Raw genomic sequence first — 11,787 nt, forward strand, 5'->3', positions numbered from 1 at the left:
CCCTCTCAGAGCATTGTGGAATCGAGCATGACCGCACTTCGCCCCTTCCGCGCCGACCATGTCGGCAGCCTCCTGCGCACCGGCACGCTCAAGGCCGCGCGCGAAGCGACCCTCGCCGGCCGCATGAGCCTGGCCGAATTGCAGGAGGTGGAGGACCAGGAGATCGCGGCGCTCGTCGCGAAGCAGGAAGCGATCGGCCTGCACAGCGTCACCGATGGCGAGTTCCGCCGCGCCTATTGGCATTTCGACTTCCTGGAGCGCCTGCCCGGCGTCTCCTCCGAAGCGGGCGACAGCGGCATGAACTTCAAGGGCGGCGTGGGCGTGCCCAAAACGCTGCGGATCAATGACCGCGTGGGCTACGCGGCGCATCCCATGGTGGGCCATTTCCGCTACCTCGCCACGCGCGCGCGGCAGACGCCCAAGATGACCATCCCCGGCCCCTCCATGCTGCACTACCGGGGCGGGCGGAAGATGATGGCGCCCGGCCTCTATCCCGACATGGACGAGTTCTACGCCGATGTGGGCCGCGCCTATGCCGGCGCGGTGGCGGACATGTATGCCGCGGGCTGCCGCTACCTTCAGCTCGACGACATCTCCTTCGCCTATCTCTGCGATCCGGCGCAGCGCGAGATGCTGCGCGAGCGCGGCGACGACCCGGATCGCCAGCCCGGGATCTATGCCGGCATGGTGGCCACCGCGCTCGCCGAAAAGCCCGCGGACCTGCTCATCACCATGCATCTCTGCCGGGGCAATTTCCGCTCCACCTTCATCGCCTCGGGCGGCTACGAGCCGGTGGCGGAGGTGCTGTTCAACGCCATGCCGGTGGATGGCTACTTCATGGAATGGGACACCGACCGCGCGGGCGGGTTCGAGCCGCTGCGCTTCCTGCCCAAGGGCAAGACGGTGGTGCTCGGCCTCGTCACCTCCAAGACCGGCACGCTGGAGAGCAAGGACGACATCAAGCGCCGCATCGAGGAGGCCGCGAAATTCGCGCCGCTCGACCAGCTCTGCCTCAGCCCGCAATGCGGCTTCGCCTCGACGCAGGAGGGCAACACCCTCGCGGAGGAGGAGCAGTGGCGGAAGCTCGAGATGATCGTCGAGGTGGCGCGCGAGGTCTGGGGCACCGCGGCCTGAACACACCACAAGCAACACGGAAGGGAGACGGGAGATGACAAGGATCGGACGGCGGGGCGCCATGGCGCTCGGAACCACGGCGCTGGCCATGATGGCGCCAGGCGCGCGGGCGCAGACCGTGCCGCGCAACGTGCGGATGCTGGTGGGCTTCGCCGCTGGCGGCCCCACCGACCTGGTGGCCCGCCTCTATGCCGAACGGCTGCGCCCCAACTACGCCCCGGCCGCGCTGGTGGAGAACCGGCCCGGCGCCACGGGCCGCCTCGCGCTGGAGGCGGTCCGCACCGCCGAGCCCGACGGCGCCACCATGCTCATGTCGCCGGCCAGCGTGATGACGCTGCAGCCGCACATCTTCCCACGTGAGGCGCGGCACGATGCGCTGACCGATTTCGTGCCGGTCTGCACCCTCTGCGAATTCGCCTTCGCCATCGCGGTGCCGGCCAGCCATCCGGCGCAGAGCTTCGCCGAACTCACCATCTGGCTGCGCGCCCAGACGGGGCCCGATGTCGCCTTCGGCTCACCCGGCGCGGGTTCGGGCGGGCATTTCGTGGGGGACATGGTGGGCCGCGCGCTGGGCGTCACCATGAACCACGTGCCCTATCGCGGCGCCGCGCCGGCGGTGACGGATGCCGTCGCGGGCAACATCCCCATCGTGGTCACGGTGCTGTCGGACGTCATGCCGCACCATGGCCGCGGGCTGCGCATCCTGGCCATCTCGGGCCCCGAGCGCGTGTCGCGCCTGCCCGATGTGCCGACCATCGCCGAAAGCGGCTTCCGCGATCTGATCGTCACCGACTGGATGGGCCTGTTCCTGCCCGCCCGCACGCCCAACGCCATCGCGCTGTCGCTCTACAACACCGTCGCCGCGGCGGCGGCGACGCCCGAGGTCCGAAGCGCGCTGGACCGGCTGGAATTCCTGCCCATCATCACGCGTCCCGATGACTTCGCCGCGCGCATCGGGCGCGAGCGGGAGAACTGGGCCCGCATCGTGCGCGACAGCGGCTTCCGGCCGGAGACCTGACGCCGCGCCATGACGGCCCGCCTTCGTTCAGGCGAAGGCGGCCGTCACCTCCTCCGGAATGGGCGCGGAGCGGATGCGCCCGCCCTCGGCCTCGCGCACCGTCCAGACGCGCGTCTCGAAGCCTTCGACGCCCAGCGCCCCATCGGCCTTCAGCAGCCGGTGCGCCACGTCGAAGGAGGAGCGGCGAAAGGCGGTGATGCGGCTCTCGATCACCACCTCGTCGCCATAGACCGCCGGGATGTGGAACTTCGCCCGCGTGTCCACCATGGGAATGCCCAATATGCCGAAGCGCGCCGTCCAGGCGATCTTGGGCATGCCCAGCGCGGCGTGGAACAGCGCCGCCGTCGAGGCATCGAACATGGCGAAGTAACGCGGGTAGAAGACGATGCCGGCGGGGTCGCAATCGCCCCACTCGATCGTCAGCACGCGGCGGTGGACCAGGCGCGGTTCAGCCATGTCCATCGGGGTTCTCCAGGAGCAGCGCGATGCCCTGCCCGCCACCGATGCAGGCGGAGGCGATGCCATGGCGGGCACCGCGCCGCCGCATCTCGCGCGCCACGGTCACGCAGAGGCGCACGCCCGTCGCGGCGAGCGGATGGCCGATGGCGATGGCGCCGCCATTCACGTTCAGCCGCGCCTCATCCAGCTCCAGCTCCCGCGCGCAGGCCATGACCTGGGCGCCGAAGGCCTCGTTGATCTCCACCAGCGCGATCTTGTCGAGCGTGAGCCCCGTGCGCTCCAGCAGCGCGCGGATGGCGGGCACGGGGCCGATGCCCATGATCTCGGGCGGGCAGCCGATCGCGGTCGCCGCCACCAGCCGGGCGAGCGGCGCGCGGCCCTTCACCTCCGCGCCCGAGGCGATGATGGCCGCCGCCGCCCCATCCACCACGGCCGAGGAATTGCCGCCCGTCTGCAGCCCGCCGAAGGCGGGGCGGATCTTCGCCAATTGCTCCACCGGCGAGGGGCGCGGATGGGTGTCGGCCGCCACGCTCTCCACCTTGCGCGGCAGGTGGATGCCGCGGTCCTTCACGCCCGCGCGGGTGAAGGCCTCGTTCACGACGGGCACGATTTCCTCGTCGAAGAAGCCCGCCGCGCGCGCGGCCAGGGCGCGCTCGAAGCTGCGCGCGGCATAGGCGTCCACCTCGGCGCGGGTGAAGCCGTGGCGCCGCGCCAGCTCCTCCGCCGTGCCGCCCATGGTCAGGCCGCAGGCGGGGTCCAGCAGGGCCTCCCACAGGAAGTCCTTGAACTCGACCGGCGCGCCCAGGCCGAAGCCGCCGCGATGGGTGAAGGCGGCGATGGGGTTGCGGCTCATGCTCTCGGCGCCGGCGGCGAGGGCGAAGCGCACCCCATGCCGTTCCACCGCCGTCGCGGCCTGGGTGATGGCCTCGATGCCCGTGCCGCAGACCCGCTGCACCAGCAGCGCCGGCACCTCGACCGGCACGCCGGCATAGAGGCCGATGTGCCGCGGCAGCATGTAGGCGTCGAAGCTGGCCTGCGCGACGGAGCCCGCGACGACGAAGCCGATCTCCGACCCATCGAGCCCCACCTTGGCGAGCGCCGCGCGCGCCGCCTTGATGCCGAGGTCAATGGGCGAGACGAGGCCCAATGGCCCGCCCAGATCGGCGAAGGGGGTGCGGGCGCCGGCGAGCAGCCAGGCGTCCTCCCAGCTCGTGTGCAGGGCGGTCATGCGGGGTCTCCAACGATGATGACATGGGCGGGCGGTGTCTCGGCATAGAGATCCGCCACCAGCGCGGCGCGGCGCGCCAGCACCGCGCGCTGGTTGATCGAGGCCTTGTCGGTGATCTCGCCGGCCTCGATGGAAAGGGGGGCCATCAGCAGCGTGGCGCGGGCGATGCGCTGGCTGCTGGCGCCCGCCTCGGCCGCCAGAGCGCGCAGGCGCTCGGCCAGGATGGCGCGCAGGGCGGGGTGGGTCGTGGGGTGCTGGCCGTCGGGCACGAGGGACAGGATGGCCTCGGGCGCGGGCAGCAGGATGGCCGTCAGCATGTCGCGGTCGGGGGCCGCGATCACCGCGTCCTTCACGAAGGGCGCCAACGCGGCGATCAGGCGCTGGCGCAGCGGGCCGACACTGACCCAGGTGCCGGTGGAGAGCTTGAAATCCTCGCTGATGCGGCCGTCGAAGCGGAAGCCCTTGTGCAGATCGTCAGCGTCGAGCGGCACCAGCGCGTCACCGAAGCGGTACCACCCCTCCTCGTCGAAGGCGGCCGCCGTCGCGGCGGGGTTTCGCCAGTAGCCAGGCGTGATGGAGGGGCCGCGCACCCGCGCCTCCATCTTGTCGCCGACGGGCGCGAGCTTGAGCTCCACCCCCGGCACGGGCAGGCCGACCGCGCCGGATTCCGAGAATTCCTCCCGCACGCAGATGGCGAAGGGCGCCGTCTCCGTCGCCCCCAGGCCGGTGATCATCGGGATGCGTTCGCCGCGCGTGGCGAGCGCCAGCGCGTCCAGCTCATCCCAGATGTGCTGCGGCAGGCCGGCCGAGGAGTAGAACATCATCCGCAGGCGGGAGAAGAAGGTCTCGCGCAGCGTCGCATCCTCCTTCAGCGCCTGCACGAGTTCGCTGAAGCCGAGCGGCACGTTGAAGTGGATGTGCGTTGCGATCTCGCGCAGGTTCCGCAGCGATTCGGCGTAGCGCCCGGGCGTCGGCCGCCCGTCATCCATGTAGAGCGCGCCGCCATTGTAGAGGACGAGGCCCAGATTGTGGTTGCCGCCGAAGGTGTGGTGCCAGGGCAGCCAGTCCAGCAGCACGGGCGGCTCCTCGGCGAGGAAGGGGAAGGCCTCGCGCAGCATCTGCTGGTTGGAGCAGATCATGCGCTGGGTGTTGATCACGCCCTTGGGCATGCCGGTGGAGCCGGAGGTGAACAGGATTTTCGCGGGCGCATCCGGGTCCATCGCCTCGGCGGCCGCCTCCACCGCGGGGCCGGGCGTGGTGGCGAGCAGCTCCGCGAAAAGGGTCGCGGGCCGTCTCTCGGGCGGGTTGCGCGAGACGATGAGGCTCGCTTCGGCGGGACAGGCGGCGGCGATGGCGTCCGCGAAGCGCTGCCCATCCTCGGCGAAGACGATGGCCGGCCCGACCAGCTCCAGACAGTGGCGCAGCTTGGCGAAATCCTTGGCCAGTAGCGCATAGGAGGGCGAGATGGGCGCGACCAGCACGCCCACATGCAGCGCCGCCAGCGTCAGCACCGCCTGGTCGAGGCAGTTCGCCGAAAGGATGGCGACGGGCCGCTCCACCGAGGCGCCGCGGTCGAGCAGCGCTTGCCCCACCGCCCGCACGGCATCGAGCATCTGGCCGTAGCTGATGCGTCGCCAGGCCCCGCCCGCGGCCGGGTCGCGCCGGGCGATCAGCGTGCGGTCGGGGTCCTTCGCTGCCCAGTGCTCCAGGCTTTCGGTCAACCGGCGCGGATAGGGGCCGAGGCTGCGCTGGGGCGTCACCATGAGACAGCCATCGGCGCGCCGCTCGATCGAGACCGGCCCAGGCCCCAGCCTTGGCCGCTCAGTCGCGGTGAACGGGTCCCTTGCCCCCTGAACGTCGGACATCGCTTCCCTCCGGCAGCCTGATGGTGCCTGTGTGTTATATTCTATAATTATACCTCATAACACCATTGCCAAGGGGAGAGGGGCGCTGCATATCGAGGTCATGTCACGAACGCCGAGCCAGGACCCGACCGCGCCTTCCGCCGCCGTCGAGGAAGATGACGCACCCGCCGCGGGGAGTGCCGCGAAGGGCCCCCTCGATGACCGGCTGGGCTTCTGGCTGCGCCTGGCGCAGATGACGGCCTTCGACATGTTCAACCAGGCCATGTCGCCGCTGAGCCTCACCCCGGGCCGCCTCGGCGCCCTGCTGCTGATCGAGGCGGGCACGGCGCGACGGCAGACCGACTTGGCGGAGGCACTGCGCGTGAAGCCGCCCAACATGGCCGTGCTGCTGGGTGGACTTGAGCAGGAGGGCCTGATCCGCCGCGTGGAGGATGCGCGCAACCGGCGCGCGAACATCCTGCGGCTGACGCCGGCTGGGCGGGCACTGTTGCGGAAGGCGCGCGAGCGCGAAGCGGCCCTGGAGGCGGAACTCGCCTCCGGCCTGGACGCGACGGAACGCGCCGCGCTGATCACGGCGCTGCGCCGGATTGCGGAGAGACGATGACGCAGGAGCTTGTCACCCTCGAAATGGCGGGGAATGTGGCGCTGCTCGGGCTGAACCGGCCCGCCAAGCGCAACGCCATCAGCGATGCGCTGCTGGAGGCCCTGGAAGCCCGCCTGGCCGAGGCGCAGCGGGCCGCGCGGGCCATCATCCTGCACGGGCATGGCCCCTGCTTCTGCGCCGGACTCGATTTGTCGGAGCATCGCGCCCGCACGGCGGAGGAGGTGTTCCACCACTCGCGCGGCTGGCACCGCGTCTTCCGCATGCTGCGCGAAGGCCCCGTCCCCGCCATCGCGGCCGTGCATGGGGCTTGCGTGGGCGGCGGGCTGGAACTGGCGGCCGCCTGCCATATCCGCGTGGCCGACGCGACCGCCGTCTTCGCGCTGCCCGAGGGCACACGCGGCATCTTCGTGGGCGGCGGTGCCACGGTGCATGTCGCGCGCCTCATCGGCACGGCGCGGATGACGGATATGATGCTGACGGGCCGCACGCTGGACGCCGCTTCGGCCGAACGCGCGGGCCTCGTCACCTATCTGGAGCCGGCCGGTGAGGCGCTGTCGCGCGCGCGCGAAGTGGCGTCCAAGGTGGCCCAGGCGGCGCCGCTGACCGTGGCCGGCGTGCTGCACGCCCTGCCCCGCATCCAGGACATGTCGGAATCCGACGGCCTCTTCGTGGAGAGCTTGATGGCGGCGCTGGCGCAGACCGCGCCCGAGGCGGAGCGACGGCTGGCCGCCTTCCTGGACAAGCGGGCCCCCAAGGCCATCCAACCCCTGCCTTCCGGAGACTGAGCATGGAGATTTCGGGCGCATCGGCCATCGTCAGCGGCGGCGGCTCCGGCCTGGGCGCGGCCACCGCCGAGGCCTTGGCGCAGGCGGGCGCCAAGGTCGTGGTGCTGGACATTGACGCGGCCAAGGCCGAGGCGGTGGCCACACGCATCGGCGGCGTCGCCATCGCGGGTGACGTCGCGGAGGAAGCCACCGTGGCCGCCGCGGTGGAGACCGCATCGCTGCTCGCGCCGCTGCGCGTCGTGGTGGCCTGCGCCGGCATCGCGCCGGCCGCGCGTATCGCGGGCCGTGGCGGCCCCCATGACCTGGCGCTGTTCGAACGCGTGATCCGCGTGAACCTCATCGGCACCTTCAACCTGATGCGTGTGGCGGCCTCGCGCATGACCACCGCCGCGCCGCTGGCGGATGGTGAGCGCGGGCTGATCATCTGCACGGCCTCCGTCGCCGCCTATGAGGGCCAGGTGGGCCAGGCGGCCTATGCGGCGTCGAAGGGCGGCATCGTGGCCCTGACCCTGCCCGCGGCGCGGGAGCTGGCGCGGTTCGGCGTGCGCGTCGTCACCATCGCGCCGGGCCTGATCCACACGCCCCTGATGGACACGCTGACGCCGGAGGCGCGCGAGGCCCTGTCACGCCAGCCCCTGTTCCCGCAGCGCCTGGGCAAGCCCGAGGAGTTCGGCGCGCTGGTCCTGACCATCGCGGCCAACCCGCTGCTGAATGGCGAGACCATCCGCCTGGACGGGGCGCTGCGCCTGCCGCCAGCCTGAGTTCAGGCGCTATCCCGCATCGAGCGCCTTCCGCCGGGCCTTGCGGAAGGCGCTGGGCGACATGCCCGCATGCTTGGTGAAGAAGCGGCTGAAATAGGCCTCGTCGGAAAATCCCAGCTCATAGGCGATCTGCGCGATGGGCTGGGTGGAGTAGGTGAGTTCGCGCTTGCACTCGATGATGCGGCGGTCATGCAGGATCCGCAGCGGCGACTTGCCCACCGCCCGCATCGTCACCGCATAGAGCTGGCCGCGGCTCATGCCCAGCTGGCTGGCGATCTCGTCGATGCTCTCCTGCCGGCGGAAGTTGCGCTCCACATGTTCGCGGAAGCGGCGGAAGCCGGTGGCCCCCTGGTTGCCCAGCGTTTCCGTCAGCTCCGACAAGGTGCGCGTGCGGAGGATGGCGACGAGCAGCAGCACCAGATGCGCCTGCAACGCGGCGGTGACGCCGGTGCGCGGCAGGTCGTGCTCGCGCGCGATGGCGCGCATGGTGGCGGGCATGGAGATGGCGATCTCCTCCTCGCCCCGCGCCGTGGCGAAGACGGGCCGCAGCAGCAGTTGCGCCAGGCGTTCGCCCTCCGGCACGCCCGCGATGCTGCCCGCCACCACATCGTCGGAGACGGTCAGCACATGGCCTTCGGTGCCCGTGTCGAAGCGGAAGCCATGCACCGCGGCGGAGGGGATCCAGACGAACCAGGGGGCCGTGAATTCCACCTTCTCGCCCTCGACCTCCAGCGTGCCGCCGCCCTGTTCGACCAGCACGCATTGCGCCAGATTCTCGTGGCGGTGGACGAGAATTTCCCAGTCATGGGCAGGCGCGCGGGAGGAGATCGTCTCGATGTGGACATAGCCGCCCGAAGCCTGGCCCGCAGCCGCGCCGTAGAGACCGAAAACAGGAATGCGGTAGAGGCGCCCCGTGGGCGAAGGCCTCTCGGTCCTTGGCATGAATCGCTCGCAAATGTCCAAGTCTTGCGTCGTTTCAAGCCTACATCCGTGGGCGGGCTTCCACTAGTGAAAAGCAAGGTGCGGCAAGGGCAAGGGCAACCCTTGGCCGGAGCACGAAGCGAGAGGGAAGGACACGGATGCGGCACCAGGTGGTCATCATTGGCGCCGGCCCTTCCGGCCTTCTGCTGGGCGCGCTGCTGCACCAGGCGGGGATCGACACGCTGATCCTGGAGCGCCAGTCACGCGAGCATGTGCTGAGTCGCATCCGCGCCGGTGTGCTGGAGGACGGGACGGTGGGCCTGTTGCGGAAGGCGGGCGTGGCTTCCCGTCTCGAACGCGAGGGCCTGGCGCATGAGGGCTTCGCGCTGAACTTCGCCGGGCGCCACCTGCGGATCGACATCCATGGATTGACCGGGGGCCGCAGCGTCACCGTCTATGGCCAGACCGAGCTGACGCGGGATTTGATGGACCATCGCGCCGCCCTCGGCGCGCCCATCATCTTCGGCGCGCGCGATGTCGCGCTGCATGGCTTCGACGGGCCCAGCCCGCATGTGACCTGGACGGAGGAGGGCCAGGCGCGACAGGCCGCCTGCGACTTCATCGCGGGCTGCGATGGCTATCATGGCGCCAGCCGCGCGAGCGTGCCCGCGCGCGCGATCGAGACCTTCGAGCGTGTCTATCCCTTCGGCTGGCTGGGCGTGCTGGCCGATGTGCCGCCCTGCTCGCACGAGCTCATCTATGCGGGGCATGAACGCGGCTTCGCCCTGTGCTCCATGCGTTCGGCCACGCGCAGCCGCTACTACGTGCAGTGCCGCGCGGATGACGACCCCGCCCGCTGGTCCGACGACATGTTCTGGGACGAGCTGCGCCGGCGCCTCGACCCCGTGGCGGCCGAACAGGTGGTGACCGGCCCGCCCATCGAGAAATCCATCGCCCCGCTCCGCAGCTTCGTGGCCGAGCCCATGCGCTTCGGCCGCCTCTTCCTGGCGGGTGATGCCGCGCACATCGTGCCGCCCACCGGCGCCAAGGGGCTGAACCTCGCCGCCGGCGACGTGCACTATCTGTCCGAGGCGCTGGTCGAATACTACCAGGACCGCTCGGAGGCCGGCATCAACGCCTATTCGGCGCGGGCGCTGGAGCGCGTGTGGAAGGCGGAGCGCTTCTCCTGGTCGCTGACCACGCTGCTGCACCGCTTCGACACCAGCACCCCCTTCGAGCGCCGCATGCAGGATGCCGAGTTCGCGCTGCTCGCCTCGTCCGAGACGGCGCGGCGCGTGCTGGCGGAGAACTATGTCGGCCTGCCCTACTGAAGCCAGAGGAGGAAACAACACCATGCCCCCTGACCAGACGCCATCGCCGCCGCTGGGCGGCTTCATGGCCCGCAACCGCGCGGCCCAGCCCGCCGCTTTCCACCCGGCCTACAAGACCAGCGTGTGGCGTTCGCCGCGCGCGCCGCTGCTCTCTTTCCCCTCCTCGCTGAGCGAGGAGACGGGGCCGGTCTTCGGGCAATCCCTGCTGGGCCCGCTGGACGCGGACCTTCTGAGCAATTTCGCCGCCCCCGGCGAGACCGCCATCGGCCCGCGCATCATCGTGCATGGACGCGTGGTGGACGAGAGCGGGCGCGGCGTGCCCGGCGCGCTGGTGGAGGTGTGGCAGGCCAATGCGGGCGGGCGCTACCGCCACGCCAAGGAAGGATATCTCGCGCCCCTCGACCCCAATTTCGGCGGTTGCGGCCGCTGCCTGACCGATGCGGAAGGCCATTACAGCTTCCGCACCGTCATGCCCGGCCCCTACCCCTGGCCGAATGGCGGCAATGACTGGCGGCCGGCGCATATCCATCTCTCGCTGTTCGGCCCTTCCTTCGCGCAGCGCCTCATCACGCAGATGTATTTCGAGGGCGACCCGCTGATCCCGCTCTGCCCCATCCTCGGCGCCGTGACGGACGCGGCGGCGCTGCAACGCCTCGTCGCCACGCTCGACATGCAGGCGACCATCCCGATGGACAGCCGCGCCTTCCGCTTCGACATCGTGCTGCGCGGCCGCCGCCAATCCGTCTTCGAGAACCGCAAGGAGGGGCTGTGATGCCGCCTTTCATCGAGACCGCCTCGCAGACGGCGGGGCCCTATGTGCATATCGGCTGCACGCCCAATGTGTGCGGCATCGCGATGTATGGCGGAGACCTCGGCGCCGTCATGCGGACGGGGCCGGTCCGCGGCGAGGAGATCACCCTCACCGGCGCCGTGCATGACGGCATGGGCGCGGTGCTGAAGGATGCGCTGGTGGAGATCTGGCAGGCCGATGCGGCCGGCCTGTTCAACACGCCCTTCGAACGCCGTGGCCAGGCGGACCCGAACTTCACGGGCTTCGGCCGCTCCGCCGGGGATATGAACACCGGGGAATTCACCTTCCACACCCTGAAGCCCGGCCGCGTGCCCTGGCCCGATGGGCGGCTGCAGGCACCCCATGTCAGCGTCTGGGTGGTGGCGCGTGGCATCAATATCGGCCTGCAGACCCGCCTCTATTTCGCCGATGAGGAAGCGGCCAATGCCGAAGACCCCATCCTGTCGCGCATCGAGCATCGCGCGCGGGCGGAGACGCTGATCGCGCGGCGCACGGCGCCGGGGGCCTATCGCTTCGACATCCACCTCCAGGGTCCGAAGGAAACCGTCTTCCTGGACATCTGAAGGCGGTCAGGTCGCGCTCAGCACCGCCAGGAGCAGGGTGGCCGCCCAGCGGGCCAGGGCGGCATGGAATGGCGGGCCGGCGTAGCGCGCGGCGCTGCGCCAGACGCCGACCAGCGCCAGCAGGTTGTAGGGCAGCGACATTCCGTACCCGACCAGGTAGGCCGCCAGTATCTGGCCTTCCTTGAACAGCAGGAAGAAGCCGATGGTGGTGGTGATGTTCACCACCAGCGCGCTGATGACGGCCCAGTTCCAGAAGGCGACATCGAGCGGTGCTTCGCCGCGCCAGAGGCGCAGGGCGGCGCGCACC

Annotated in this window: 13 protein-coding genes; 8 read left to right on the forward strand and 5 right to left on the reverse strand. The window is 70.6% G+C overall.

Translation table 11 applies throughout. From position 1 onward, the window contains the following. Positions 1-27 precede the first annotated feature (27 nt). Positions 28-1,134, forward strand: coding sequence for a 5-methyltetrahydropteroyltriglutamate--homocysteine S-methyltransferase (locus ICW72_RS07010; protein ID WP_191085544.1), 1,107 nt, complete (start codon positions 28-30; stop codon positions 1,132-1,134). A gap of 61 nt (positions 1,135-1,195) precedes the next feature. Further along, positions 1,196-2,152 carry a Bug family tripartite tricarboxylate transporter substrate binding protein gene (locus ICW72_RS07015; RefSeq protein ID WP_191085545.1) on the forward strand — a complete coding sequence of 319 codons (957 nt, stop codon included), beginning with the start codon at positions 1,196-1,198 and terminating at the stop codon, positions 2,150-2,152. Positions 2,153-2,179: 27 nt separating this feature from the next. Here ICW72_RS07015 and ICW72_RS07020 read toward each other — a convergent pair whose 3' ends face one another. From ICW72_RS07020 to ICW72_RS07030, 3 genes are read right to left on the reverse strand one after another with little or no spacing between them, the layout of a single operon-like run. Next, on the reverse strand, positions 2,180-2,614 hold the full coding sequence (locus ICW72_RS07020) for an acyl-CoA thioesterase (protein ID WP_223880884.1): 435 nt from the start codon (positions 2,612-2,614) through the stop codon (positions 2,180-2,182). Beyond that, the gene (locus ICW72_RS07025; RefSeq protein ID WP_191085546.1) at positions 2,601-3,839 is read right to left on the reverse strand and encodes a thiolase family protein; all 1,239 of its coding nucleotides are present in this window, start codon (positions 3,837-3,839) and stop codon (positions 2,601-2,603) included. The genes ICW72_RS07020 and ICW72_RS07025 overlap by 14 nt, the downstream gene beginning before the upstream one ends. Further along, entirely contained in the window at positions 3,836-5,704 is a 1,869-nt protein-coding gene (locus ICW72_RS07030; protein ID WP_191085547.1) for a feruloyl-CoA synthase, read from the reverse strand. The genes ICW72_RS07025 and ICW72_RS07030 overlap by 4 nt, the downstream gene beginning before the upstream one ends. 100 nt (positions 5,705-5,804) lie before the next feature. On the opposite strand from ICW72_RS07030, the gene ICW72_RS07035 reads away from it, so the two are divergent. Genes ICW72_RS07035 through ICW72_RS07045 form a run of 3 tightly spaced genes read left to right on the forward strand, consistent with a single transcriptional unit; the run spans position 5,805 to position 7,854 of the window. Continuing rightward, positions 5,805-6,308 carry a MarR family winged helix-turn-helix transcriptional regulator gene (locus tag ICW72_RS07035; RefSeq protein WP_191085548.1) on the forward strand — a complete coding sequence of 168 codons (504 nt, stop codon included), beginning with the start codon at positions 5,805-5,807 and terminating at the stop codon, positions 6,306-6,308. Continuing rightward, on the forward strand, positions 6,305-7,093 hold the full coding sequence (locus tag ICW72_RS07040; RefSeq protein WP_191085549.1) for a crotonase/enoyl-CoA hydratase family protein: 789 nt from the start codon (positions 6,305-6,307) through the stop codon (positions 7,091-7,093). The genes ICW72_RS07035 and ICW72_RS07040 overlap by 4 nt, the downstream gene beginning before the upstream one ends. Before the next feature lie 2 nt (positions 7,094-7,095). Further along, the gene (locus tag ICW72_RS07045) at positions 7,096-7,854 is read left to right on the forward strand and encodes an SDR family NAD(P)-dependent oxidoreductase (protein ID WP_191085550.1); all 759 of its coding nucleotides are present in this window, start codon (positions 7,096-7,098) and stop codon (positions 7,852-7,854) included. A 9-nt stretch (positions 7,855-7,863) separates the two neighbouring features. Here the strand turns inward: ICW72_RS07045 and ICW72_RS07050 are convergent, their stop codons facing one another. Next, positions 7,864-8,796, reverse strand: coding sequence for a helix-turn-helix domain-containing protein (locus ICW72_RS07050; RefSeq protein ID WP_191085551.1), 933 nt, complete (start codon positions 8,794-8,796; stop codon positions 7,864-7,866). A gap of 137 nt (positions 8,797-8,933) precedes the next feature. Here ICW72_RS07050 and pobA point away from each other — a divergent pair, with 137 nt between their 5' ends. The 3 genes from pobA to pcaG are packed head-to-tail and all read left to right on the forward strand — an operon-like array spanning position 8,934 to position 11,480. Then, entirely contained in the window at positions 8,934-10,106 is a 1,173-nt protein-coding gene (gene pobA, locus ICW72_RS07055) for a 4-hydroxybenzoate 3-monooxygenase (protein ID WP_191085552.1), read from the forward strand. Between the two features lie 22 nt (positions 10,107-10,128). After that, positions 10,129-10,878, forward strand: coding sequence for a protocatechuate 3,4-dioxygenase subunit beta (gene pcaH, locus ICW72_RS07060; protein ID WP_191085553.1), 750 nt, complete (start codon positions 10,129-10,131; stop codon positions 10,876-10,878). Next, positions 10,878-11,480, forward strand: a complete 603-nt coding sequence (gene pcaG, locus ICW72_RS07065; RefSeq protein WP_191085554.1) for a protocatechuate 3,4-dioxygenase subunit alpha — start codon at positions 10,878-10,880, stop codon at positions 11,478-11,480. The genes pcaH and pcaG overlap by 1 nt, the downstream gene beginning before the upstream one ends. A 6-nt stretch (positions 11,481-11,486) precedes the next feature. Here the strand turns inward: pcaG and ICW72_RS07070 are convergent, their stop codons facing one another. Next, on the reverse strand, positions 11,487-11,786 hold the full coding sequence (locus tag ICW72_RS07070; protein WP_191085555.1) for a hypothetical protein: 300 nt from the start codon (positions 11,784-11,786) through the stop codon (positions 11,487-11,489). Position 11,787: the final 1 nt, after the last annotated feature.

Source organism: Roseococcus microcysteis, from assembly GCF_014764365.1.
GTDB classification, from domain to species: domain Bacteria; phylum Pseudomonadota; class Alphaproteobacteria; order Acetobacterales; family Acetobacteraceae; genus Roseococcus; species Roseococcus microcysteis.